We start from the raw sequence: 25,901 nt of genomic DNA, 5'->3' as shown, positions 1-25,901 counted from the left end.
AAGGCTCAAGACCTAATCACCGTAGTCGGTAACTTTGCCAATATCCAAGCAGGACAGACTCTCGCTCTAGAAGGTACATGGCGATCGCATCCTAAATTTGGCGACCAGTTCCAAGTCACTCAATACCGTGAAACTAAACCCGCCACGATTACAGGAATTGAGAAATATCTGGGCAGTGGACTGATTAAAGGCGTGGGACCAGTCACTGCTAAACGTATCGTCACTCGTTTTGGCTTAGATACCCTTGACATCATTGAAAATGAGATTGACCGTCTGATTGAAGTTCCTGGCATTGCCAAGAAACGGGTGAAGATGATCAAAACTGCTTGGGAAACGCAAAAGGCGATTAAGGAGGTCATGGTATTCCTGCAAGGACATGGAGTATCCACCACCTATGCAGTCAAGATCTTCAAGCATTATGGTAATGATTCCATTCAGACCGTTTCCGAAAATCCTTATCAACTGGCGACGGATATCTATGGCATTGGTTTCTTTACTGCCGACCAGATCGCTCGAAATATTGGCATTGGAGTTAACTCCGAATTTCGCAGTATTGCGGGAATCTTTCACTGTTTAGGGGAAGCTGCTGAAGATGGTCATTGCTATTTACCGCGCCCAGAACTAGAAGAGAAAGCCATCAAACTGCTTGCTCTCGAAGACTATCAACCAGATCCTGAAACCATCTCTAAGATTGTTCTCCATCTCTCCATCAACGATCGCTTGGTGATGCAAGGATTAGAAGGAGAGTTTATCTGCTATAAACCCACTTACTTCCATACGGAACAAAATCTTGCTGAACGGGTTTATCAATTATTGCAACATAAACATCATCCAGATCCTCAGCGTATTAGCGCTTGGATTGATCGCTACACTACCCAAAGAAATATCAAACTCTCGCCCAAACAACGGGAAGCCGTGGAGATGGCGGCAACTTCATCGGTGTTAATTCTCACAGGTGGGCCAGGCACAGGTAAAACTACCACCACCCGCACGATTGTTGCGCTCTGGAAAGCGATGGGTAAGGAGATTGCCCTTGCTTCACCAACGGGTCGGGCGGCTCAACGATTACAGGAAGTCACAGGTTGTGAAGCTAAGACAATTCACCGTTTTCTAGAGTTTGACCCGAAATCAATGGGCTTTAAACGCAATCAGGAATATCCTTTGACAGCTCAGGCGATCGGTATTGATGAAGCATCAATGCTGGATCTGTTTCTTGCCTTTTCTCTAGTTAAGGCGATTCCATTAGGCTCTCAACTACTTCTTGTCGGCGATACCGATCAACTTCCTAGTGTCGGTGCGGGCAATGTTCTCAAAGATTTAATTGATTCTCAGCAAGTTCCTGTAATCACTCTCACTGAAGTATTTCGTCAGGCTCAGGCAAGTCAAATTATTCAGAATGCTCACCGTATCAACACGGGTAAGTTTCCAAACATGGAAAAGGTTTCTAATCAACCCCAGTCCGATTGTCTATGGCTAGAAATGCCCAATGCTGAAGCTGGTCAGCAGGGTATTTGTGACATTATTACGGAGTTGTTACCCAGTCTGGGCTTTGACCCTCAGCAAGATATGCAGGTTCTCTGTCCGATGACTAGAGGGGATGTTGGTACGCGCAATCTCAATGTTGTTCTTCAACAATTACTCAATCCTCCCGATGCGATGAAGCCCGAAATTAAGTATGGGAATACAATCTTCCGCTTAGGCGATCGCGTTATGCAGCAGGTGAATGACTATAACCGTGAGGTTTTCAATGGTGACATTGGTACGGTTACGGGTGTAGATTTGGAGGAACGAGAAGTCACGGTTATATTTGGCGATCGGCAAGTGACTTACGATCATGCCGATCTCAATGAGATTGCTCTGGCGAGGGCGACGACGATCCATAAGGCGCAGGGCAGCGAGTATCCTGTGGTGATCGTGCCTCTATTTATGCAGCATTTTCTGATGCTATCTCGTAACTTGTTTTATACAGGTCTAACTCGTGCGCGAAAGCTTGCCATCATCGTCGGGGAGTCGAAGGCGATCGGGCTGGCAGTAAAACAAGTCAGCGATCGGCAGAGATATACTTATCTCGCCAAACGTTTATCTAAATTGGCATCTCACTAATTCTAAACAAACGCGGTTTAACTACAATGGATGAGCAATCTCTGTTTTGTAATATATGGATAGGCTGCAAGCAGCAGGCTACAAATGACGACTATGCAACTGCCCAAAATCGATCGCTGGACTTCTTGGGACAATACGAGATGGATTGAGTTCGGGTAGACCTGCATAATAGAGCCGCTTCACATGGTCGATACTGCAAACGGATTGAGCATCACTATATTGATATAAATCGCGGCAATAGTTCCATAGATTTGGGAAATCTACTAAGCGCTTAACATTGCACTTGAATAATCCGTAATAAGCTAAATCAAATCGAAATAGAGTTGTAAATAAACACCAATCTGCAAGGGTTACTTGCGTGCCGCATAGATATTTTTGCTGTCCGAGGAGTGCCTCATATTTTTCTAAGGCTTGAAACAACTCCGTGACAGCTTCATCATAGGCTCCTTGAGAAGTGGCAAATCCGCAACGATATACACCATTATTGATGGGCTGGTAGATGTCATCAAGGATGCGATCAATCTCATCACGCAGATGTGGCGGATAAAAATCGATGTTCTGAAATTCTGAATCCAAGAATTTGTTGAATTCAGAATTAAACATTTGGATGATTTGCCGCGATTCATTATTGACAATCTGATTGGTTTGCTTATCCCACAATACAGGCACTGTAACCCGTCCCGTATAGTTCGGATTAGACTTGACATATACTTGCCATAAATAATCGGCATGATTCACCGTATCGCGAATAGATCCTGCATAGTCAGAAAATTGCCAGCCTTGCTCGCTAATCACGGGATCAACTATCGATAGACTGATGATATTCTCTAATCCCTTTAACTTCCATAACAGCACCTTGCGATGTGCCCAAGGACATCCCAAGGAAATATAGAGATGATAGCGTCCAGATTCTGCCTTAAAGCCACTGGAACCATCTGCGGTAATCCACTGATGGAAGTGTGTGGACATACGCTGAAACTGCCCCTTATCATTGCGTTCTGTCCATTCTGTTGTCCATTTGCCATCAACCAATTGACCAAGTGCCATTTTATTTACTCCTAAATTTTATTGAATTCTACTGAAGTGAAATCTTTGCACCCACTTCAACTTGTGAATGCATAAGCTGCCATACTGAAAACACCATAGATATAACTACTATGCAGTTGCTTCCCTTTCGCACCTCCTGCCCCCATCGCCACAAATAAAGGCATTAGATGCTCATCTGTGGGATGGTTCTCTTTGGCATAGGGGGCGCGTAGTCGGTATTGCAGTAATGCTTCCTGATTACCTTCAGAAATGTTTTGGGCAAGCCATTGATCAAAAACACGCACCCAATCAGGAGGTTCGGCATTGTAGGATTCATTAAAAGCGTACATATTGTGGGTGGCGTTACCACTGCCGATAATCAACACACCTTCATGGCGTAAAGATTCTAAAGCTTGTCCTATTTGCCAATGATGGAGAGGATCGCGGTAGGACTGTATTGATAGCTGCGTCACGGGAATATCGGCGGCTGGATATGCTAGAAACAAGGGTGTCCAAGCTCCATGATCTAAGCCTCTGTTGGGATGAGTTCCACAGGAAATACCTGCCTGTGTTAGTAGTTTAACTACGCGATCGCTCAGTTCTGGCGCTCCTAATGCAGGATAGTTCAATTCATAGAGTTGGCTGGGAAATCCTGAAAAGTCATAGATAGTTCTAGGCTTAGTCACAGCGCTCACCATTGGGGAATCAGAGTGCCAATGTGCCGAGATCACCAAAATTGCTTTGGGCTTAGGAAATTGCTGATGCAGCGATCGCAAAAAATCCCTAACCGCACCCTCCCGAATCGGTAAATCTGGCGCACCGTGGGATACAAAAATTGTGGGTAAGCTGTCCATAATGTTGACAAAGCTATGTTTTATTTAGAATAGTTCTAGTTAGAACTATATTTATAAGTTAGTTTCTGTAGCTTAAGTTGTCAATAAGCCAACAGGATGATGCAATGAAAAATCAAAATATGAGTAACGGCACTTTGTGCTGCCACTCAAATTTAAAAAGCCTGTCTAAGACGGTTGAGTAAAACTTTGAGTAACTGTAATTCTGAGGGTTCTAGTTTCTCAAACCTTTCTTTAATATGAGCAATATGGACTGGAAAGACCTGCTCGAAAACCTCTTGTCCCTTTGGCGTTAACTGCACATTCACACATCGACGATTATCTAGAGGTGTTTCTCTAGTTACTAATTCTTTTTGGATTAGGCGATCAATTACCCCAGTCAAAGTCCCTTTAGTAATTAAAGTTTTTTCGCCTAACTCCCCCATGTTCATGCCATCAGTATTACCAAGGGACGCGATCACATCAAATTGAGCAGGCGTAAGATCAAATTGGCGGATATGGGTTTCGGAATAAGCCGAAAATGTTTGATAGGTTCTGACTAACTCGCGCATTGTGGGAATAAATTCTTCTTGGGCAGCTTGGACAGATTTATTTTGTGTTGAGGTCATTTGACTGTCATTAGAACTATTCTGATTAGTAATATTATAGAACTAGTCAAGAAATGGCAGCGCGAATCATCGCCATTCCTTGACTAGCTGCAAAGCAGCTCATCATAGATCAACCAATTTTGGGTTGTGAATCAATACTTTGTTTTTGTGCTTGAGAGCGATGCTGCCAAGCCTGACCAAATTCTTGAATGTCCAATTCACTCAAGTTGACTAATTTAATTTCTTGCCCCTCAGCTTGCAAGATAACTTGGCGATCGCCTATTAATCTCTCAACGGTGAGACTATCTCCACTTCGTAGGATACCGTAAGAATTTTTACCCACTTCTCCAAAACTGTCAGCCACTAGCTCGTTGAGGAGTTGATGACAGATTGCTGCAATCATCTGAGCGCCATCAATTCTGCCCTGCTCTAAGTTAATGGAGATTTCCGCTTTAGTAATATTTTCAAATTGGTCTGGTTTACGGACTTTAAGCGATCGCTGTTTTTCTAACTCAATCACAAGCTCGTTTAACAAGCTATCTGATAAACCCTGTTCGGCTTGATGAACCGAATCTGCAAGCTGATTTATCGCCTTTTGGTCAGCACTTTGCATCTCTAAAATAATCGAGCGATCGCGTGCTGGATCGTAACTGACCTGTAAATACTTCTGAAGTCCTCCCCAGCTAAACTCTTTCCCTAGCTCATTACCTTGAATGCTGTTACTTCCCAAACTATAGGAAATGCCTTTAATCTTTTTGGTGCGCGTGTATTTGACATGAGCATCTACTCCTGAATGTTTCAATTGCTCAATCAACTGAGGCATGGTCATCCCTGTTTTTACTTGCTCTCTGATTACTTGCGATATGTGAGATGCCATAGAGGAAATATTAGGGTGTATCCTCTGCTCAGAGACACTTTCTATCCGTTTCAAGATACGCGGTAAGGAATAAGCCTTGCCCACACTGGAGCCAGCCATGCTCACTCCATCAAATTTGTAAGCAATTCCTTTCGGTTTTCCCTTGCGATCTCGGTCAACCCTAACTTCAATCCCTTCAAGATTTAATTGCTCAATAAAATCTGGTAGTGAAGTGGTATTTACCAAAGTTGCATCGATCTTGTCTGCAAGTTGACGCTTTACAGTGGCTTTGCCCGTTTCTAATTCCTTATCTATCTGACTTTTAGTTTGCTCTTGGCGATTGCTCTCCCAACTTGATGGTACAGCCGCTAGTCCAAAGTTCTGCTCTAGTTTGCGGATTACATCTTGGCTGCGCGTCCAATCCCAACTGTCAGAAACCACTGAGCCATCCATCCGCACCCGACTGGTCACGAGATGAATGTGTTCGTGATTTTCTTTGTCAGTATGCTTTACAGCCACATACTGATTATTGGTAAAGCCCATTTCTTTGAGATATTGGGCGATCGCTCTCTGCCAAGAAGCATTGCTAAGATGCTCTTCAGGACGAAGGCTAAGTGCTACGTGACAAACTACTTGATTCAGCTTTGGGCGAAGTTGGCGAGATATTGCAAATTCATTTGCTAGACTGCGTGGACTGTCACCATCCATATTCGTATCAATTATTTCTGCTCCAGTTCTGCCCAGTACATAGTATAGACATCCCCGAAAGCCACTTCCTTTGCTAATTTTCCCAATCATCCTCTTTTTCTGCTTTATAGGTTAAACCTGCTATCTCTATAATTTGAGACCTCACACCAAATATCAAACCAATAGCTTGATTGATACGGTTAGATAAATCAGTCAGTTCATCAAGTTGGGGTTGCATTGGACTCCCCATCAACAAACTTAGATTTGCATCATGGGCTAACTGGTTAATGTTTGTCCCAATTTTATTCAACTCAAATTTAAGTTCCCCAAGCAGGTGATATGTGTCCCAATCAACTTTGGGCTGTTGAACTGGTAGTGTCTGTGGATCGTAATTATCAGTTGCAAATCGAACAAACTCACTTGGCTTGACCTTCAGTTTACTTGCCTTCTTGTCTAATGAAGCTTTCGCATCTTCAGTCATTCGCACTGTCAGTTTAACGGATAAAGTCATTGCTGTTATTCCTAAAGTTTATCCTGCTTAATTGTTGTCAAAAATATATACAAATCACAAAGAATTTGATAAGCCGCAGCTATCAGTTACTCTTACAGTTAATCTTTACCTACACACCCTTAAATTTTAAAGTATTAATTCTGTATTTAGTTTGTTTTTTGAATTTCTTTGCTTTTTATCATTTGGATTGGGGGGATTCCAAAGGGGGTACTCCCCTTTGGCAAGCGTAATGTTGCCGTCGAACAAAAATTGAGCGATAGCGATTTTTTTGTCCGACAAGCAACATAGCTTGCTACACGCGACGCATCCCCATCAAACGACGCAAAATCGTTGTAGCTGCGTCATCGATCCGTACAACTATGGAATCATTTTAGTACAACTTTGGAATCATTTTGGAACGATAAAAGGTACAGCTTTGGTAAACAAACCGTACAGAATTATCACTCAAAAATAATACTTAAGACATAGAAATTAAGGTCTGAGTATAAAAATAATCTAAGACAAGGATTGACTTAATACTTTCTTGGCAAACTAAACTCTGAGATGCCAGATATTGACAGGAATTACATGGTCGTTAACAAATTGTAAAAATCTTATTAAGCAAAGCAAACCAATATTCTTTAGCAATGGGTATGATTGAAAAAAGTAATAAACTGGGAGGTATTAAAACCAATATAGAAATTAATCTGGGTCAAAGATTTCCATGTTGGGGGATTTTTTGACAACAGTTTAGGAATTTACATCCACTAAATAACAGCTAAAACAATGACTGAAGATCCCTCACGTTCATCGTTAGCGGACTTAGATACGGATAAATTAGTAGCTTTATCAGAGCGCTGGGTCAATGAACCTCAGAAGAAAAACAACCCCAAAACCAAACTCGACATCATCCGAGCTTTGGAAAGTGGGATTAGATCTCTAATCGCTCTGGGATATACCTATGAAGAAGTCAGCAACAAACTTGCCGATGAACTACACATTGCCATCTCTGGACAGATAGTACGAAAGTATTTACAGAAGATCGATGTGGAAAATAAAAAGGCGGCAGCAAAAGCCAAACGCGATGCTACTAAAGCCGCAAAAGCTTCGGGTGCTCCTACTCTGTCAATTTTGCCGTCAGAACCCGCAAAGTTTTCGGATGATTATCCTAGTTCACCGCCTATTAATCAGAATGTTATTGGCTTAACCAAGGACGTTCAACCTACGACTACCAGAATGAATTCGGATCTAAAACAGACTAATCAGGCTGAGTCTAGCAAGCCCAAAAGTATTGTCCCCAAGTCTGTCCCTGTAGACGATGACGACGATGATGACTACTTAGCACAACAGAAAATCTTGAAACACTACAATCGTTATTAGGAAGCAAACTTATGGCAATTATTAACCTGATCGATGGTGAAAAAGGTGGCGTGGGTAAAAGCTGGGTTGCGCGTACCATGCTCCAATACCTCAAGGATCGTGCCATCCCGTTGGCTGGTATTGAAGCGGATCGTAGTAATCCCACTGTCCTCAACATTTACAAAGACAGTAAGGCTGCTTTTTTCTCTGAAAATGAAAAAATGGCGGATGTCCCTGATTCAATTTTTGACTATGCACTCAAGAAAACGGTTGTGGTCAATTTACCCGCTCAAGCTCATCGTGCTGTATCGCAATGGATTAACACCAAAGGCTTGCTAGACTTGGGCAAAGAGCATGGCGTGTCTTTCACCAAGTGGTTCGTCAGTGATGGGGAAAGTGACTCAATCGAGCTATTCATCGAGTCTCTGGAACATTACCAAGGCTACATCACCCATGTGTTTATCAAAAACTGGGGTCGTTGTGATGAATGGGGTTATTTCCACGAGCATGAAGCGATCCAGAAGGCGATCGCCGAATATGGTGTAGCTGTGATTGATTTCCCAAAGCTAGGAGATGGTAGGCGCATTGAAATCAATGCTAAACGCCTAACCTTTGAGGAGGCTTCTAACTACTCCGAATTTGGCATCATTGGCAGGAATCAGATCAAAACCTTCCTCAGAGATGCTTACAAAGCCTTTGAGTCCACCAATCTCCTGCCTCAAAACGTCCAGAAAAAAGAATCTAAATCCTAGTATGAATAGTGATCCTCAACCTAAAACCTATCTGGATATTGCCATCCATGACTACGATCCCACTGTCAAAGCCAAAATTTACGAGATTGTGGCTAAGTCTGGCATTCCCCAGAACGATCCTTACATTGCGATTTTCTTGTCTAATGCTCAGGTAGCCGCGACAGTTGCCACTGCGCCCAACCTACTCCAAAGTGCCTTAGCCAAGGGCTTCGATGTTGGTATCCAAAAGTTTCGTGACTTTCTGGCGACTCTGCGCGAGACTGCGGTTAAGGAGCAGGAGGTAGCGATTAGTCAGGCGATCGCTAATATCATCAAAAACAAACAGCATCAGGAATCCCAAGGATATTGGCGGGCGATTAGCTTACCTTTCATTGGTTTCTGTGCAGGGATGTTGATGATTGGCTTAGCGGCGGGTCTGGTTTCAGGTTTGGCGATCGCTAAAGTAGTAACTCCTCAGCCTAGTCTCAATCCCCAGACAGTAAAGGATTTAGACTGGTTAGCTAGTGATAATGGCAAAATGGCAAAGAACCTCGTGGACTGGAATCGAGACATTTTAAAGACCTGTCTGCAAGACCAGCAAAACCTCAAGGATGCTTTGATTATTCTTAATGGTAAGTACGTTACTAAAGGTTTGTGCGCTCTTTGGGTTTTGCCTGAAAGTCAGAGAGTATATGAAGATCGGCGTTGATTTTGATTGCGCCGATCATTAATCGAAAAAACACTATAGCCAATGAATTGGTTATAGTGTTTTTTAAAATCAACTGAAGGGACTCTCGAAAAATAGCTGTATTCTCAATAATGCAAGGTTAAAACCATTGATTTATCGTTACTATTGTCAATAATATAGAGACACCCTAAATGTTAGTTCCTCTCTAGGTATGGTGCTGAAACCCAGAGGGTATATGAAGATCAGCGTTGATTTTGGTTACGCATATCATTAATCAAAAAAACACTATGTTCAATAATCTGATTAATATGTTTTTGTAAACAAGTAACATTTACAGCAAAAGCTATTCATAATGCAGATTACTTAACCTTTGTATTTGAAATTAGCATATCTAATGCTTTTCCCGTTGCTTGCATATTTTCGGCTGGGATGATGGCTTGCTGCTTATTTTTTTTTGGTTTCGGTTGCCTTGGTTTCATCTGGTTGCGATCGCTGTTCTCAATCCTGCCTCGCTTCCTGATTTCATATCCATGTCTAATTAACACGGCTCTAACAGTGGAATCGCTCAGTCCAAAGACTGCGCCCACTTCGTCTAGGCTCATCGGTTTGCTATATAGCTCCCAATATTTCTGGGCGATCGCTTGTTCTTCTTTGAATGCGGCGGCTTTTTCTCTGCGGGCTATTTCGGAAATGTCGATTCCTGCTCGGACAATTACCCGTTCTATGGTTTTACCTGACAGGTCAAATAGTTTACCCACTTCCTCAAAGTCTAACCCGCCTTCATTTATCAGTTGCCAATATTCTTTGGCGCGGTTGTAGTTCTTAAGGCGCTTGAGCTTTTGGTTATCTTCGCGTCTCTGCCTGATCCGCATCAAGATCTGACGACGCTCTTTTTGTTTGGGTGTTAGTTTTGGTGTGGGTAATCCTGCTATGCCTCCCAGCTTGTGTTTTAGCTTAAAGGTGGGACGATTTTTGGAGTCTACGCTTTGCCTAATTGGGTAGCCATTGCGCTTTAGTTCCCGCAGGATAATTGGGTGGGAGACTCCAAATAGTTCTGCGGTTTCTCTTAGGCTTAGGTGGTGATCGTTATAGGCTTTGTGATACTGGGCGGCGCGATTGGCGGAGGTGACTAAATCGATCCCTCGGCGGATGGGGATGCCATGCTTTTCTAGGACTTGGTTGAGGGTCTTAGCTGAGATATTGAGTTTTTGGACTACGGCTGTCCTTGTCACTCCTGTTTGGTATAGGGCGATCGCCTGTTCTTCTTTTGACATCCTTGTATGACTCAGACGCGCGTGCTTGGGTCTAAATTCACTAAAACCAGACGCAACCATCGCGTTATATACCGTCGAAACTGATACCTGATAGTGTGTTGCGATGTCTCGAATTGGGTAGTTTGACTCTTTGTACAGCTTAATATACTCTGATACATCGGGCATAACTCTAGGAGCCTTCACCTTTGAAGTCTTTGCTTTGGGACTTTTCTGCTTGTCTGCTTTTTGCTTTTTCATTAACTGACTCTCAATATTCAAGTGCATTTTTTGATGTTTTACGATATCTACGGAATATGGAGAATATACATACAAGGTTAAAATTAGGTAAAAGTGTTCCCAAAAATCGCTTTTTCTACTATGCTCTATTAAATTAATTCTGTCAGAAATAACGATAGATGCAAATTTAGACAGAATATATCGGCGCTATTATGATCTCACATTTTATAAAAACATTTGTGCAAAACACAACATTTTTAGACTGTGTTTTTAGATCTGTAGGAATTACTGAAATTCTTGCTGGATATGGTTTTGGTGCGTTATCTCCTGCAAAAGCTGAGACAATTCCCAATCTGTTAGCAAGATCGGATATTAGTCTGAAAGGCTCTCCAAATGTTGGTGCTAAATTACACCAAGTCCAAACGGGAGATACTCTGTATAGCCTAACTCAGATGTATCAGGTTGATGCGGCGGCGATCGCTACTTCTAGTTACAGATCCTCACCTACATTTTGAAATTATCCCCCTATCGGGTGTTGCGGTCGATCTGATTTTTTATCTCAAAAAACGCTAAACTGAACATTTTTTAACAAAACTGTAGTTATTTTCTTTAATATTAAAGATGAAATCAACAACTTTAGATCTACGTTTATTCTCTGAGTTAGTTTATCGTGAATGGATTGATGGCAGTACTGTAGAGCCTGAACTTTTTACTGCTAATGTAGAAATCATAGCAGATGAAATTATTGAAAGTGGTGGTGAAGTCAATTACCCCATTCATGAGGCTCTGAATTGGAATCCTGCTAAGTGGCGGACTGTCTGGCAATCTGGTAAACAACAGCGTCCAGAGCTGTTTGGAGCGCTCATTCATTCTTGGAATCCCATTCTCGAAAAGCCTGAAGTGTTCCAAGTCAAGCTTAGCAACCCTCTAATCGATCACAAAAAGGGGAAACCTCGTAAGTATGAGAACCCTGTTAAACGCGGACAGGTTGGTGGTTTTGCTTTAGTTCCTCAATCAATTTGGAAAAAGGTAGCCGATCGCTATGGAGTTGAGGTTGATTTCTCAGCTTTACCTGATTCTGCTAATTTTTGGGCTTGGGTAGCTACTCATCCTCAAATTCCGATCTTCATCTGTGAGGGTATGAAAAAGGCTTGCTGCTTATTATCTCAGGGTTATGTGGCGATCGCTTTAAGTGGGATTACGATGGGACGGATACAGGGGACAGATGGCAAGTTGGCTCTGCAACCCTATCTGGCTATGTTCGCGAATCCCAAGCGTCAGGTCTTATTCTGCTTTGATGCCGAAACTAAGGAGAAAACTAAGCATGATGTTTTTCTTGCTACGGTCAAGACTGGCAAGCTATTTGCGGATGCTGATTGTCTCGTTAAGGTAATTGAGCTTCCTTTGCTGGAGGGTACTGATAAAACTGGAGTTGATGATTTCATTGTTGAGCGCGGTATTGATGCTTTTCATCAGGTTTACTTGGCGGCGATCTCCCTAAATACCTATGCTTGGGAACATCAACAAGATTGCCAACTTACGTTTAAACCTTCTAGAAATCTATCCATGAACCTTTTATTTCAATTAGATCAATATCAAATCCCCGATTACATCCCCAAAACTGGAATTGTGGCGCTGCAATCGGCTAAGGGGACTGGCAAGACGAAAGCAATTGCGGCGATAGTCGCGGGTACGGATAAGTTGGCTTTGCTCGGTCATCGGGTCAGTTTGGTTCGCAATCTCTGTAAGGTGATGAATGCGGATTTCAAAGGCGATCTCGATATGGCTGATGGACAGTTTATTACTGATTCCGCTTATTCTGCTCGTGTTGGCGCTTGTGTCGATAGCTTACTTGCTTTCGATCCCCGTCAATTTGTGGATTGCGATCTCGTCATTGATGAGGTGGAACAGGTGCTTAGACATTTGATTTCAGGTTCAACCTGTAATAAGGATGGCAAACGTTCTGCGCTGCTTGCCCGTTTGCATATTTTGGTGAAAGTCGCGAGACGGGTAATTGTTGCTGATGCCGATCTCTCAGATATTAGCTTGAACTATCTCCAAGCTTTGCGTGGTGATGGTGCTGATGTCTTTTTGATTAAGAACGAATTTCAACCTGAAGGTTATCCCGCTCGCTTCATTGTGGCAAATAACGATGTGCCGATTATTCAGGAGTTGTTGGCGGATGTAACTAGGGGGAATCGTGTTTTTGTGGCGACGGATAGTAAGTCTAGTAGTAAGGCGATCGCTAAGTTGGTTGAAAAAATTAGGGCGATTCGTCCCAAGATTAGGGTCTTGCTTTTTAATTCTGATACCAGTGGCGGTCGGCACGAAACAGATTTTATGAGCAATATCAATAAACGGGTATTCAATTACGATGTGATCATTGCCACGCCTTCGATGAGTACGGGTGTTTCGATTGAGGTCAAGCGCTTTCATAAGGTCTATGGTTTGTTCTATGGCACGGTCACGGATGCTGATGCAAGTCAGGCTTTGTCTCGGGTCAGGGATAATGTCCCGCGCACGGTTTGGTGTGCCGAACGTGGTATTAATTTCTGCAAAATTGATCGTTCTTCTTCTCCAATGCATCTCAAAAATACTCTTAGAAATCGCTGGGATCGCGAGGTTAGTCTTATTCGTGCGGGCTTAGGGGATTCGTTACTACCTATCGTGGATCATGCTTCTCTAGACAATCCTCACATTGACCTTTGGGCAAGTGTTGAGGCGAGAACCAATGCGGCGATGTGGTCTTTGCGAGACTATTTGCTCGAACGCCTTGTGTTTGAGGGCAATCAGGTTACGGTCGTGACGATCGGTAATGATGATTCTGGCAAGTCGATCAAGGAGGCTCTAGCTCAGACGAGGCAAGAGCGTTACCAAGCTGTCTCTAGGGCAAAAATCCTATCTCCCTCCGAACAAAAAAAATTAATCTCAAATGAGTCTCAGTCGTATCAAGATTTACTGGATCTAGAAAAAACTGCGATCGCCAAGTTTTATTGTCTCAATCAAGTTTCTCCTGAATTGGTGGAATACGATCGCGATGGGCAACGCCGATCGGAGATTCTCAAATTGGAAGCTTTGTTTCAATCGGATCTTGCCATTGAATCCGATGTTCGTGCGTTTACTCGTCAAGCGAAGTTTGGCATGGGTATTTTCCTGCCAGATCAGCCTTGTAATGAATTGGGACGCTATATCAGATCGGGCTTGGGTTTGAAGGAGTTACTCAATCCTGAGGTTCAATACACTGATGCAGATCTGGAGGATTTAGGTAGTCTTTGTCGGCAGTTTGCTACGGATATCAAAAGGTACTTGGGCTTCAATGTTCCTCAAGATGCTACCAATATTTGGATTTTTCGGATTCTCTGTAATCAGCTTGGTATCAAAATCTGCTCTAAGCGCATTCATGGCGATGAGGGCATGATTAATGTTTGTTGGCTTGATGCTGAGGCTTGGCAAGAGTTGCTGGCAATTCTCGAAAGACGCTCGGTATCTCGGCAACAGGTGACGGCTGCTCAACCCGTTTCTTGCGATCGCCCCCCCCTTATAACAAATGATAGTGAGGGGGCGATCGCAAGAAACGGCAAGTTTGCGATTTGGACTAGGCTGATTGCCACAGTCACTTATCTACGCCATTTACTCACATCGGATATTTCCCCTTATCACCCTCTGTACAAGCTCAAAAAACAGCTATCAGTCTTGTTTTTCAACTTCCAAGTCATGTTCAATTCAAAATTATTCTTGACTTGCTCTCAGGTCATCCCGTAATTTCAGAGTTATCGAGTAACCCAGATGTTTTCACGGCAAGCTATCATATAAAAATCAGTCATTTTAGGGAGATATATCATCTCTAAGGTTTGAGGTGGGGCAATCCTTGTTTAGAAATTTTATGACGGAGTCCTATATGGGTACATTGACCGATATTTTCGTTGCTCAAAAAGAGCAACGATTTGATTTTCTGCGTGAACATTTTCCGCGAATTTTTTATAAGTATCATCAAGATCGGTTGGCAATTAAGCAGATGCAACTCAAACCTTTTACTACCTTTCTTGACTCTCAGCTTTCTAAGCCTATCGATATCAATGTCACGGCTCAGTTTATCAAGAAACATCGCGCTGATGCTCAAGCTTTCGTCGCTACTGCTATTAGCGAAGTCGGTAAGTTTAACAATATTCAACTTCTGGGTGGGGTTGCTCCTCGTTCAGCTAATCTTGTACGGGATTTATTCGCTGATGAAGATTCTTTAATCGTTAGTATCAGTCAGGATATTGTGATCGAAATTATTGATTTTCTCTGTTTAGATCCTCACTATCCCATCCTTTGTGATATTTGCTTCCCCTGCACTAGTCAAGTGATTGTGGCGGCTCGTAAAAAACGAATTCCTGTATCAGTAAGAGTTATCAGACCTCCTCTAAGTTTCAAATCCAACCGCCATCGCATCATTGCTTGCGAGAACTGGGATGTAATCGTGCAATATGCTAGTGCTGATGTTGTTCTGAAGCTATGCAGTATTCCTTGGTTAGATGAAATTCCTTGTTTCGACTAGATTAGCTCGATCAGGAAAGAGATAAGCAGTCCGCGCTGCTCTTTTTTATCGGATTAGCTCGGACTGCTTGTTTTATTGTTGAGGCTTAGCTTTCATGTATTGTTTTGGCTTGCCAATCAATGCTGCTACTTCTTCAGGGGTGTTGAATCTAGACCATGCATTGCCATGTTTGCAATTTACATAGGTAGCAAAACGGGTCAGGGTTCCGCTTAGTAAGCGTAGTAGCATATCTAATGCTTCATCGGCTATGCGGTGATTGATCGACATCGACTGAGCATTGGCGATCGCTGATTCTTCACAGGATAGTACTTGCTGCATTGACTCTTGCTTCACCAGTAAATCTGGATGTTGTAGGACTGGTGATGGCAGAGCCGTACAAAATGTGGGGACATGAAAGGCTCCTTTCATACTTTCCACTGTATCTCTAGAGCCGAGGAGTACTTGCCCAGATTCGTAGTGATTGCCACAGTCTAACCAGAATGTTGTTTTTCCATTTTCTAAAACTTTGGCTATTTCTGCTCTAGCTTCGGGATTGTCCACGGCTCCAATACAAATTGTCAGGTGTTTCCATCGGGATATTGCCATTTCTGCTCTAAAGGATGAGGTAATGGCGCTGATTTCAATGCCCCATTGAAGTCCGTATCTTGCCGCGAGAACGGATGCTTTGGGTAATCCAAGGTCGCTGGGAATAAAGTTTTGGCGCGGAATATTGGTTGCTTCTACCCGATCTGGATCGATAAATGTAACTGATACCTTTTTCCCGACCTGTTTTTGTAAATAGGCGATGCGTGGCAAGTTCACGGCTAACCATCCGCCTGTGCCACCGCAGCCGATGAGAATTAGGTCTAGTTTTTCATAGGCTGGGAGCAGGATGGGGACGGCTTCGACAAAGGGTATTGATAGATGTGACATTACCAATCCTCCACTAAGCAATCAGTTAATTGCGCTGGTAACTCCAAGATCCCTGTGGTTGCGGTTTCGTAGAAATGTCCGTAAATTCCTACTCGCATTCTAATCTGTGGGTTGGAGAAGATTTCACCAATTACTCCATAGATCCGAAAGCCTGTCTCATCACGGTTGTCTGTTTCTGAGAAGTAGGCTCTCATGCCATGGTGGGAATGGATTTCGATGATCGCTTTGCTGTAGGTGCTGTTCGCACTATTGTCCAATGGCTTACAGGATGTAGCTGTTTGCTCTTGATCTGGAATCGCGAGCTGCCAATTTCCATTGTCAAAATATAGATGGAATACAATCTCTACTGGTTGATTGTTGGCATCACAGGCAATGCGTGAGGCTTCGAGCATTTGCTCCACCAGAAATAGGGGGACTGCGGGGTAGGTCATTTGCACGAATGCGGATATTGCTCTTAGTCCTTTGGTTTTGTAATAGGACACGGGAGCGATCGCTTCTAATCCTTGTCTCTTGGCTCTCACAAATGTGCCATTACTGCCATAGACATACTCATACATTGAGGTTGGGGCAATTTCAGGTAGGCTTGGATTTGTGGCGATGATGTGTTGAATTAGGGGGGGATTGTGCGCGGCTGGCAATACAAAATTCGAGGTTGCTACGTGTTTTTGCACAGCGGGATTTGTTGTAGCTACGTGCTTCTGAACATGTTCTAGTAATTTCATCGGTTGATTACCATGTTGATCGCTACCTGCACGGAACTGCCACATTGGACGAGATCGTTGATGGGGTAGCGGTTGGATTTCTGCAATTGGATCAGTTTTTCGCGGATGTCTTCTGGATGGGTATTGGATTTGCCGTTCACGAGATGATTGTTGAATGGTGCTGTCACGAACATCTCCCATGCTTTGGATAGTCGCTCGATCCCTTCTGCATAGTTGCTGAGGTTATTCTCAACTCCCATACAGATCCTGCCATCTCCATAGATATTTGGTAATGGAACATGGTAAATGGGCGCTTCGGCGGCAAAGGTTTTTCGCTTGGTTGCCCAGATATAGCAAGTGTCACCGCACAGCATAAATACTATTCCCATCATGGGAATGGTTAGGGAGATTGGCTCTCCACTGCTATCTATGTTGGTGAAAGTGAATGTCGATTTTGCGGGTGGTATAAACTTTACATACCATTGTCCTTGACGGCAGATCCCCATGCGTTTTACGCCGTCAGGTATCCAGCCTGTGTCGATGCGTTCGTGTTGAAAGGCGGCTCTTACTGTGTCAGGGGATAGAAATTTATAGGTTTCTTTTTCTCCCTGTCGATATTGAAAGCAGTAATGTCCTCCTTTCAGAAATAGAAGTTTTGCCTCTGCTTCGATTAATGGATAGCCATCGGGCTTCAGGGCATCTTGCAGTGGGTCTAGGGTTAGCATTTCTTTTTCCTCATGCTGCTAGATAGTGGTGGGTTTCGGGATTTGGTTCTTTACATCGGTTCCAGAGCTTGACCACTTTGATACAGTTAGCGGTATCTTGATCTAGCCATTCGATAAATTCTCGATACTTTTGCATGATTGTTTGGGCTTCTGCATAGTATTCTCTCAAGGTGTCTATGACCTCTACTGTCCAATGAGCGTCTATGATGTCATTTTCATAGGAGATGTCCAGCCATAGATTGCCTGTGGATTGGGTGAGCATATCTATAGCTGTGGGTAACAGAGTAATTTTTCCTCTTACCTTTTTAACGGCTTGGCTTAGTTTTTGGTAATTGATGTAACTCACCGCAGGGGGTAAGTCTTGTCCTAGTTCTTCCTCTAGGTCATTCCATGGGTCGTTATCCAATCCATGAATTAGGCTCATCAAGAATTTCTCGGTTGCGCCTAATTCTTCAAAGTTATCGTAATACCATGAAGTGCCAAGTGGCTCTACGGGGATGTAGGAGATCCGTTCTGATTCTGCTAGCAACAGGGGTAATGGGAAGAATTGCTCATCTAATAAGGTCAGAAATTCTATCTCTTTCTCACTATAGGTTTCAAGGCTAGCAACTTGAATACTCGCCTTGGATTGTTGATATTCGTCTGGATAGTAATGTTGATACAGTTGTAGCATCGTCTCTCGTTGCTGGATTGCTTCGATGTACTCCACGGCTTTGTCGGCGGTGCGTGCTGCTAACCACTCGAATTTGGTTTTGTCCATCTCAGAATCCTCGGATTGTCATCGGTGCGGCGATCGGGTTGGCTTTTTTCAGGTTGTCTAATGTCCTTTGGATGGAAAGGCTATGTTCTTGCGATTTTGCTGTTGCTTCTGTAAGGTCTTCTAGTCCGATTTCATTTAGCTCGATTAACTGCTGTCCTTGCTTTTGGTACTGCTCGATCTCCCAGAGTATTTCTAGCAAGGGGTTGATTTCTTCAGGTGCGTTCATCAAACTGGAGATCGCTGTCTCGCTCATACTGCACCTTTTGTGCCTGCGAGTTTGCAGACATCAACGAGAATATCGCCGTTGGCTTGCACGGTTCTTTCGATTTTCGAGTTCTTGATGCCTTCAAAATACAGGCTGAGAGTTGCCCTAATTTGTTCATCACTACTACCGATTTCAGGTGGTACGGGAATCGTCTGTCCTTCAATCTTGATGCTATAGTTCATTGCTGTTTCGCTCATAGTAAGGTCATCTGTTCTGGTTTTGAGGATACTAAATATCTCTTGGTAATGGCGATTGGTTCTAGGTTTTCTTCTTCAATGGTCGGGATTTGATTTGCTAACTCACTGGCGGCATAGGCTTGGATTACCTCGGCTAAAGGTAATGGGATTGGTGCTAGTTCATTCAAACTTATCGTCCGAATTAGAGGCATCCCCTGCTCTCGGCAAATGGATATTATGACCATTCTCTCGGTTGAGTCGGCTTCTGGCAATATTTCAATGCACAGCTTTAGTCGGTCTTTGTCTAGATCAATCGCTGGGTTGGTCATGGCTTTTTTACTAATGAAATTATGGCTATCTTCGTTAGCACTGGCGCTAGCCGCTTTTAATAAGCATTAATTGAATTAAAAAACAGCAAAATCCTCATAGTTGAGGATTTTGCTGTTAGTTTGCTCGATCAGGCGGCAAGTTGTCTGTACCTTGGCTTCGCGTTAGACTTGATGCCAACTGGAATCGGGATACGTGCTGGGAATACTCGCAGACGTTCTTCTGTAAACACTCGAAACTTGGCGGTGTGATATCTACCGCTATTGCTTACAGTCAGGTACACTCGCTCATCCAGAATTGCTTCGATGGTCGCGTCGGGTAGTTCTGGTCGTGGATACAGTGGAAATATATCCACATGTTCTTGCAAGAATAATTCTACTATCTCAACAAAGTGTTGTTTAGTCTGTTCCTTGTCAAAACTAGTAATCAATTTTGTCCCAAGCCATTGGGCAAATACTTTCTGCTCAATGCTGATCGAATATTTCTTGGCTTGAGCTACCCATTCAGTTCCTTGATTGGTGTTTCGAGTCGATAGCAAGCATTGATAGCCTTTGTGAGTGTAAATCATAGTTACTTTCTCTTTTTCTTAGCTGGGCAAGAGCCTTGAGCGATAGCGACTAAAAAAAGCAGAGAGCAATATTGATAGATATCTATCAATATTGCTCTCTGCTTTTTCAACGGTTGAGTCGAGGGGGGCTATTATGCCCCGCCCCTCTCAGTTAGATCTGGACGTACCCGTTTCCGTGTATCCAGCTCCCGATATTCTTAGCTTGCGCTTTGGCTCATGTGATGATAATCGTGGCAACTCTCATGTATTGCTACGAGGTTATTTTGCTTCCAATTATTATGATTTCCATCTACGTGGTGCAGATGGATTTTTTCATCGCCTACAAATTTTAATCCGCAGGATTGACATGAATGGTTTTGCTTTTTAAGAGCTTTAGAAGTTGTATTGTCGTAGAGATTGCTATTACGTGCGCTCCAGTAGACCATATCGCCGTCGTATGGTGATTTATTACCTTTAACATTGATATGTTTGTTTTCGGAGTAGGGAACAGAAGGGAATGCCTTATTCAGTAAAAATTTACTGCTATGGCGATTTTGTCTAGTTTCCTTGTTAAAAACCATGAAAGCTCGTTTTCGGATGAAGTAGAGCGAATGCCTAGCCCCATCCATCTTGCAGTTCTTATGGTAATTTCTCCAACCTCTAACAACAGGGGCTAGTTTCATCGCTTTTACTGTTGCGCCATAGTTCGAGTTGTTGACAATGGTTTTTACTTTCTTACGGAAACCTTTGAAGTTGTCCACTGAGGGTGTGCATCTAAATTTTCCGTTTTTCTGGACTTTGAAGTGCCAGCCGAGGAAATCAAAACCATCTTTCGTTGCGGTAATCTTCGTCTTCTTTTCACTAACCTTCATGCCTCTTTCGGCTAAAAATTCGTTGATTCTCGCAAGTATTTTTACATCATCGTCTTTTGGGCGTAGGATTATGACCATGTCATCTGCGTATCTTACAGATGGGGTAGCTATTCCGTTTGTATCTTTATAGCTATGGATATCCTCTATCCCATTGAGTGCTATGTTGGCTAGCAGTGGGCTAACTACTCCGCCTTGTGGCGTTCCTTGGTCTGGAAAACCTACATTTACACCCGCTTTAAGGCATCGGAAGATTCCAAGCTTAAGCCCTGTGGGTGCTATTAAGTTTTCCATGATTGAGGAGTGGTTAATCCTGTCGAAGCATTTTTCAATATCGAGTTCGATTACCCTTTTATTTATTCCATTGCAACGACTGTTTAGACTATTAAATAGGATTTTCTGGGCATCTTGTGCCGAACGTCCTGTTCTAAATCCGTAACTTCTTGCATGGAAAGTCGCTTCGTGTGCTGGTTCGAGTGCATATTTTGCTAGGCATTGCCATGCTCTATCCGCGATTGTAGGCACTTTTAGCATCCGAGTTGTCCCGTCTTTTTTTGGGATGGGAATTTCTCGCAAGCCTTGATGCTTCCAGTTGGCATATTCTTTGGCTAATTTCTCAGCTAAGGTAAATCTCTCTTTAAAGTTAAGCGATGCTTTACCGTCTATACCTGCCGTCTTCTTGCCAGTGTTTAACTGCGTAACTTGTCGAATCGCTAGTAATCTAGCCGATTGAGATTTTAAAATAAGTTTCTGGATTGACCGACTTTTCCTCATGTCTCCAACTTGTACCGCTTTATACACGCGCTTTTGTAGCCTGAAAAGGTTAACCCGAAATTTCTTCCAAGGTATGTCTTTCCATAGTTCACTGATATTAATATCGTGTCTAACCATGATCTTCTCTAGTTTGTGTATTCTGAATACCTTGCAGCAATTACGCCGCATCCTACCCAAATCTAAGGGATTAATCCTCTCGTCTGGTCTACCATAAGTTCGACAACTTACAGACCTTAGATTCGTTTTTATTCGTTCCATCCATGTGATTGTTTGTTCCCTTAGATGTAGCCAATTCAACCGCCAGAACCCCTTACTCATGCCGTTTAACTTCTAATTTAGCGGCGGGATACTATATCTCTGGCGTGGTCAGACATTATGTTGCGTCTGCCTCGACGTAGGTTGCTTTTCTAGGCTCTGTTTCATCTTAGAAACTCCCTATTAGCGCCAGTGTCATCTGCAACGGATGTCTGATTGCGCCCTGTTCCCAGCTTCACCCTGTAAAAATCGAGTTTACTCAGTGTGGGCAGATAAGGATTCAGTCTTGAGTTTAGACGGAGGGACTTGCACCTTCATCACTTGAATAGTTAAGCTAGGTCTCCTTATAGACCTAGCTTTCATGTTTATTTTCAGCTTTTATACTGATATTTGTATGAAACGAATCGCACTAGAAGTCATCATCGTAAATGGGTGATTCTTCATACTCTTCGTCTTCGGCAGACTTTCTCACAACATCAATGAAGTTCAGAGATTGGGCATGAATCACTGTCCGCGCATGATGCTTCTTGTCTTTCTTGGACTTGTATTCTTCAGGCTGAGTCAGAACTCCTGTAACTTCGACAAAGCGTCCAGATTCTGCTCGCTCTTCGGCATATTCCGCAGTTCCATTCCAGCAGACTACTTTTACCCAAAGCGGTTCTTGGTCGAGCCAATTACCCTCTTTGTCGCGGCGAGGTTTGGGCTGTACGGCGAGGCTGAAGTCTAGTACGTCTTTGCCACTGGTTTTGGTTTGACGCAATTCGGATACGTTACCGACATAACCAGAGAGGACTACGAGATTAGTAGAATTACACATGAGTTTTTTCCTTCTATTTAGGAATCAGGTCATGGACTTCTACGCGATAGCGTATCTTCAAAAAATCTTGAGACTGAACAGGTAAGGATAGGCTGCACTAGCCATTTTTTTGATTAGCATATCTTCAATTCTAATGCTTTGGCGATCGCTTCAAGTTGGCGAGTGCTATAGGGCAATGTGGGCAAGCCATAGAGCTTCTTAGCGACTTGCCTAATGTGGTACGCCAATTTGCGGCGGCGTTGTTCTAGCCTAAGTTGTTCCATTGAATCGAATAAAACATAAATTTCGATCTGGAGTTCAAGGTCATGTCTGATTCTGCCCAGTGAGTAGTCGAAGTGGAAACGACCTGATATCCCTTCTAGTGAAAAGGCGGAATCGGTTGAGCCAAAGCCAACTTTGGTGACTTCGCGTATACTGGTTTCGGGTTCGCCGCCGATGTGCCATACCACAAAGTGCTCTCCCACCTTGACATCGGCTCTGGTTGAGATGTGGTTGTACATATTCTTCTTGGGTTGTTTTTAGCAATACCTACAACAAAACCAATGATTGTGAGGTAATCATCGATTTTGTTGCTTATTGTTAATTAAACTGGCTCTTGCTAGAATTCCAGTTGACTGGCGATGTCTTTGGCAATTTCTGCATATTGACTTGGATAGCGCGAAGTCGATATCTCAATCAGATTTTGGGCTAGTTCGGATGTATATCCTTTTAGTCCTAACCATTCCTTCATCAGTGCTTCACAGACATCTTTGATTTGATCGGCGGTCATGTTTTCACTGTTGAATTTGGGCTTTGTGCCACTTGGATCAGCTCCATAGAGATCAATGCTAGTCTCAATCACTTTGCTGATTGGTTGCTGGGTGATGGCTAATAATGCTTTGAAGGCGGCTTTGGCTGGATTATCGGTTTTACTGGAGTTGGGCTGTGTATTAATGGTTGGTTTTGTCTCTACGGCTGTGGCTAGATGCCCATTAGTGCTGGCAAGTTCGGCTGTATGACCATTACGACTGGCGATTGCTGCTAGTTCTGGTTGTACCTGTGGTTGCTGGACAACGGGATTAACAGGGACATTGATCACTGGGACAAAAGTATGGCTGGGCGCTGGGGTGTCATCACTGAGCCATGTTTGAATCATTTCTGCAAACTTCTTTCCTGGTTTTGGAAAAATACCGTTGCTGATTTCAGGACATCTGCTTTTGGAGATCGTCAGTGTATTTTGGTCATCTAGTAAGCCACAGATGTCTAGTTCAAATTCGCTGCCTTCTTTTTGGATTGGGGCTGTGCCAATCTTGCGGACACTGGTGATTTTCTGCTTGCCGCCAACTTCGACTGTGTTGTAGTCGTACTCGATTTTGGATCTCATTGTGGCAATGATGTGGCAACTGGAACTGATGATTTTATCCCATAGTTGCCGTTCGATTGGACGTACTCTTGCCCAGTTCCTCACGTCACTACCTACTGCATCTAGTTCGGCATACCAAGCATGGGATAACGAGTCGATGATTAGGTAATCAAATCCTGATTCTTCGGCACTTTCAATAGCGTTGTAATATTGGCTTGGCCCAAATTTGGTTAGTTCTAGCACTTTAAAGTTAAACAGGTTGGCATATTTACGGCTAGAGCCATATTCAGTGTCAATCAGTCCAATCTTTTTGCCCAGTATTGTTGCTAGTTGCAGAGCGGTGTAGGTTTTGCCACAGCCTGGGGGGCCATACAGTGCCATGCGGAGTTTGATGTTTTCTTTCGTTGCTTGCTGAAATGAGTAGGTCATAGATATTGCTCCTTGTTGAGTAAGTGGGTTTGATAAATACTTGGAATTTTTCCTTGCGAACCTCGCTAGAGGAAAAGCCAGAGATAGGTGGCGCATCGCGCCGCCTATCTCTGGCTGCAAATGTTTTTTAGATGCTGTATAAACAGTCGGATACTTCACTGTCATCTGTGAGGTCGTCTATTTCCACATAGCGATCGCACAGCTTGTTGATCGTGCTTTCGTAGTTGCCAAGGTTGCCACTGGTAATCAGGATGCCATAGCAGCTAAATTCATACTTTTTTCTGTCTATTTGCCATTGCTCCATGAATCTAGATGATGGGTTGTCTAGTCCGTCGGTGATTAATACCACATCGGCTTTCTTGGTTTGTTCGTGCTGTTGGATCGATACTAATGCTCCCGTTAGGGCGGCTGTAAAACTAGTGCTGCCTCCGTTGTAGAACTTTTCGATGCAGTCAATCACACGATTGGTATCGGGGATTTCGCCTGCAAAGTCATCGATCCGCTCCACGATGTCTGTGAAGTGTAGGATGCGGCAATGGCGCTTTTGACTCACAGCGATACTTAATAGGGCTAGGGCGATCGCTTTGCTCCAGATTTCTGCTTGACCTTGCATTGATCCACTGGAATCTAGACAAATGATGATTGGACCTCTGGCTAAAGGTTCGCGGCTGATTAGCTCTCGTTGCAGGAGCGATCGCTCAATATAGCCTTTGGCGAATATGGGGAATAGTGCGGGTTCGGTAAGCTTGACTAGCTCGCAAGGCAGTAGTCGGGTTAGGTCGTTGCCTGTGGTTACGCCGATGATTTCGGTTCGTCCTTCTTTGACTTTGCTGCGTTGCATCTTGGCAGCGATCGCGATTTTCTTGCCTGCGAGTTCAGCGATCGCTTGCAGTTTTGGCGATGCTTGAAGGCGCTGGGCGAGATGGATTTTATCGGCGATTTTGAGTTGGGTTTCGTTGCTGTAATTGCTGCTGCCGCTATAGGCTGATAGACTTTCGGCGATCGCTTGCATTTCTGCTTCGGCTTTGGCTATGCCAATTAGCAGTGCGGTTTCGATTGCGGCATTGCTAATGGAATCAGCATAAGCTTCACTTGCTAGTCGCGCTTCTAGTCCTTTTTGTTTTAACTGTTGAATCTTTTGCATTAGCCCAGCATTGGGTGTTTGTCCTTGCAATGCTTCAAAAATACCCCGAAGCTGATTTCTGATTACTTCTGGGTCTTCTAGTGGTTCGGTTGGTTCGGGCAGCATTTCGACAATCGCGATACATAGGGCGGTTGCGCCAATACCTGAGAGAAATTCATCGCCATTCAGTCGGTTGCTAAATTGCTGAAATACTTCTAGTTCGCTCATCTGTTGATGTATGGCGATCCAGATTTTGTTCTCTGGTTTGATGGCGCTGTCTTCAAGTCGGTTGGGTTGGCGATCGTACAGGCGATGATAGGTTTCGCTGACAAAGGTTTCAAAGTTGTAGACTTTGCTTTCGCCTTCTTCAATCACTTCGCTCAGTCTGGATGATTTTTCTTTGAAGTCATCTACACATAACTCTGTCCATTTCGGGATCACATACACTAAGGGTTCTTGCATTTTGATTCT

The 25,901-nt window shown here is 43.5% G+C and carries 26 protein-coding genes; 7 read left to right on the top strand and 19 right to left on the bottom strand.

Annotation, left to right across the window (positions count from 1 at the left end):
* On the top strand, window positions 1-2,103 hold a 2,103-nt coding region (locus AC805_RS22320; protein WP_055077451.1), incomplete at its 5' end, for an ATP-dependent RecD-like DNA helicase.
* Window positions 2,104-2,181: 78 nt separating this feature from the next.
* Here the strand turns inward: AC805_RS22320 and AC805_RS22315 are convergent.
* The 5 genes from AC805_RS22315 to mobC all read right to left on the bottom strand — a co-directional run bounded on the left by AC805_RS22315 (window position 2,182) and on the right by mobC (window position 6,621).
* On the bottom strand, window positions 2,182-3,150 hold the full coding sequence (locus AC805_RS22315; RefSeq protein ID WP_055077450.1) for a glutathione S-transferase family protein: 969 nt from the start codon (window positions 3,148-3,150) through the stop codon (window positions 2,182-2,184).
* A gap of 56 nt (window positions 3,151-3,206) precedes the next feature.
* On the bottom strand, window positions 3,207-3,983 hold the full coding sequence (locus AC805_RS22310; protein WP_055077449.1) for a class III extradiol ring-cleavage dioxygenase: 777 nt from the start codon (window positions 3,981-3,983) through the stop codon (window positions 3,207-3,209).
* A gap of 152 nt (window positions 3,984-4,135) precedes the next feature.
* Window positions 4,136-4,588, bottom strand: coding sequence for a MarR family winged helix-turn-helix transcriptional regulator (locus AC805_RS22305; protein ID WP_055077448.1), 453 nt, complete (start codon window positions 4,586-4,588; stop codon window positions 4,136-4,138).
* Between the two features lie 109 nt (window positions 4,589-4,697).
* A complete protein-coding gene (locus AC805_RS22300) occupies window positions 4,698-6,221 on the bottom strand; it encodes a relaxase/mobilization nuclease domain-containing protein (protein WP_055077447.1) in 1,524 nt (507 codons plus the stop codon).
* Window positions 6,205-6,621 (bottom strand): plasmid mobilization relaxosome protein MobC, encoded by a 417-nt coding sequence (gene mobC, locus AC805_RS22295; protein WP_009625122.1) that lies wholly within the window; start codon window positions 6,619-6,621, stop codon window positions 6,205-6,207. Before mobC ends, AC805_RS22300 begins: the two co-directional genes overlap by 17 nt.
* Window positions 6,622-7,386: 765 nt before the next feature.
* On the opposite strand from mobC, the gene AC805_RS22290 reads away from it, so the two are divergent.
* From AC805_RS22290 to AC805_RS22280, 3 genes are read left to right on the top strand one after another with little or no spacing between them, the layout of a single operon-like run.
* Complete coding sequence (locus AC805_RS22290) at window positions 7,387-7,980, top strand: hypothetical protein (RefSeq protein WP_055077446.1); 594 nt, start codon at window positions 7,387-7,389, stop codon at window positions 7,978-7,980.
* 11 nt (window positions 7,981-7,991) lie between these two features.
* Complete coding sequence (locus AC805_RS22285; protein WP_055077445.1) at window positions 7,992-8,711, top strand: hypothetical protein; 720 nt, start codon at window positions 7,992-7,994, stop codon at window positions 8,709-8,711.
* Between the two features lies 1 nt (window position 8,712).
* Entirely contained in the window at window positions 8,713-9,399 is a 687-nt protein-coding gene (locus AC805_RS22280; protein WP_055077444.1) for a DUF6753 family protein, read from the top strand.
* 338 nt (window positions 9,400-9,737) lie between these two features.
* Here AC805_RS22280 and AC805_RS22275 read toward each other — a convergent pair whose 3' ends face one another.
* Window positions 9,738-10,889: a hypothetical protein gene (locus AC805_RS22275; RefSeq protein WP_156341539.1), complete on the bottom strand. Its 1,152-nt coding sequence runs from the start codon at window positions 10,887-10,889 to the stop codon at window positions 9,738-9,740.
* Window positions 10,890-11,107: 218 nt separating this feature from the next.
* On the opposite strand from AC805_RS22275, the gene AC805_RS22270 reads away from it, so the two are divergent.
* The 3 genes from AC805_RS22270 to AC805_RS22260 all read left to right on the top strand — a co-directional run bounded on the left by AC805_RS22270 (window position 11,108) and on the right by AC805_RS22260 (window position 15,408).
* A complete protein-coding gene (locus AC805_RS22270; RefSeq protein WP_156341538.1) occupies window positions 11,108-11,383 on the top strand; it encodes a LysM domain-containing protein in 276 nt (91 codons plus the stop codon).
* A gap of 106 nt (window positions 11,384-11,489) precedes the next feature.
* Window positions 11,490-14,630 carry a plasmid replication protein, CyRepA1 family gene (locus tag AC805_RS22265; protein WP_055077441.1) on the top strand — a complete coding sequence of 1,047 codons (3,141 nt, stop codon included), beginning with the start codon at window positions 11,490-11,492 and terminating at the stop codon, window positions 14,628-14,630.
* 121 nt (window positions 14,631-14,751) lie between these two features.
* Window positions 14,752-15,408, top strand: a complete 657-nt coding sequence (locus AC805_RS22260; RefSeq protein WP_055077440.1) for a hypothetical protein — start codon at window positions 14,752-14,754, stop codon at window positions 15,406-15,408.
* Between the two features lie 72 nt (window positions 15,409-15,480).
* Here the strand turns inward: AC805_RS22260 and AC805_RS22255 are convergent, their stop codons facing one another.
* The 13 genes from AC805_RS22255 to AC805_RS22195 all read right to left on the bottom strand — a co-directional run bounded on the left by AC805_RS22255 (window position 15,481) and on the right by AC805_RS22195 (window position 25,892).
* Entirely contained in the window at window positions 15,481-16,320 is an 840-nt protein-coding gene (locus tag AC805_RS22255) for a ThiF family adenylyltransferase (protein ID WP_055077439.1), read from the bottom strand.
* Entirely contained in the window at window positions 16,320-17,087 is a 768-nt protein-coding gene (locus AC805_RS22250; protein WP_156341537.1) for a Mov34/MPN/PAD-1 family protein, read from the bottom strand. Before AC805_RS22250 ends, AC805_RS22255 begins: the two co-directional genes overlap by 1 nt.
* On the bottom strand, window positions 17,039-17,746 hold the full coding sequence (locus tag AC805_RS22245; protein WP_055077437.1) for a hypothetical protein: 708 nt from the start codon (window positions 17,744-17,746) through the stop codon (window positions 17,039-17,041). Before AC805_RS22245 ends, AC805_RS22250 begins: the two co-directional genes overlap by 49 nt.
* A 10-nt stretch (window positions 17,747-17,756) precedes the next feature.
* The gene (locus AC805_RS22240; protein WP_055077436.1) at window positions 17,757-18,506 is read right to left on the bottom strand and encodes a hypothetical protein; all 750 of its coding nucleotides are present in this window, start codon (window positions 18,504-18,506) and stop codon (window positions 17,757-17,759) included.
* A 1-nt stretch (window position 18,507) separates the two neighbouring features.
* On the bottom strand, window positions 18,508-18,759 hold the full coding sequence (locus tag AC805_RS22235) for a hypothetical protein (RefSeq protein ID WP_055077435.1): 252 nt from the start codon (window positions 18,757-18,759) through the stop codon (window positions 18,508-18,510).
* Window positions 18,756-18,968 (bottom strand): hypothetical protein, encoded by a 213-nt coding sequence (locus tag AC805_RS22230; RefSeq protein ID WP_055077434.1) that lies wholly within the window; start codon window positions 18,966-18,968, stop codon window positions 18,756-18,758. Before AC805_RS22230 ends, AC805_RS22235 begins: the two co-directional genes overlap by 4 nt.
* On the bottom strand, window positions 18,965-19,276 hold the full coding sequence (locus tag AC805_RS22225; protein ID WP_055077433.1) for a hypothetical protein: 312 nt from the start codon (window positions 19,274-19,276) through the stop codon (window positions 18,965-18,967). The genes AC805_RS22230 and AC805_RS22225 overlap by 4 nt, the downstream gene beginning before the upstream one ends.
* A gap of 128 nt (window positions 19,277-19,404) precedes the next feature.
* Complete coding sequence (locus AC805_RS22220; RefSeq protein WP_055077432.1) at window positions 19,405-19,842, bottom strand: hypothetical protein; 438 nt, start codon at window positions 19,840-19,842, stop codon at window positions 19,405-19,407.
* 197 nt (window positions 19,843-20,039) lie between these two features.
* A complete protein-coding gene (locus AC805_RS22215; RefSeq protein WP_055077452.1) occupies window positions 20,040-21,581 on the bottom strand; it encodes a reverse transcriptase domain-containing protein in 1,542 nt (513 codons plus the stop codon).
* Window positions 21,582-22,128: 547 nt separating this feature from the next.
* Window positions 22,129-22,536: a single-stranded DNA-binding protein gene (locus AC805_RS22210; RefSeq protein WP_055077431.1), complete on the bottom strand. Its 408-nt coding sequence runs from the start codon at window positions 22,534-22,536 to the stop codon at window positions 22,129-22,131.
* A 113-nt stretch (window positions 22,537-22,649) separates the two neighbouring features.
* Window positions 22,650-23,036, bottom strand: a complete 387-nt coding sequence (locus tag AC805_RS22205) for a hypothetical protein (RefSeq protein WP_055077430.1) — start codon at window positions 23,034-23,036, stop codon at window positions 22,650-22,652.
* 98 nt (window positions 23,037-23,134) lie between these two features.
* The gene (locus tag AC805_RS22200; protein WP_055077429.1) at window positions 23,135-24,307 is read right to left on the bottom strand and encodes an AAA family ATPase; all 1,173 of its coding nucleotides are present in this window, start codon (window positions 24,305-24,307) and stop codon (window positions 23,135-23,137) included.
* 127 nt (window positions 24,308-24,434) lie between these two features.
* The gene (locus tag AC805_RS22195) at window positions 24,435-25,892 is read right to left on the bottom strand and encodes a VWA domain-containing protein (RefSeq protein WP_055077428.1); all 1,458 of its coding nucleotides are present in this window, start codon (window positions 25,890-25,892) and stop codon (window positions 24,435-24,437) included.
* Window positions 25,893-25,901 lie beyond the last annotated feature (9 nt).

Origin of the sequence: Pseudanabaena sp. 'Roaring Creek', assembly GCF_001402795.1 — a bacterium.
Classification (GTDB): domain Bacteria; phylum Cyanobacteriota; class Cyanobacteriia; order Pseudanabaenales; family Pseudanabaenaceae; genus Pseudanabaena.
This window is presented reverse-complemented; position numbering and strand designations above follow the sequence as displayed.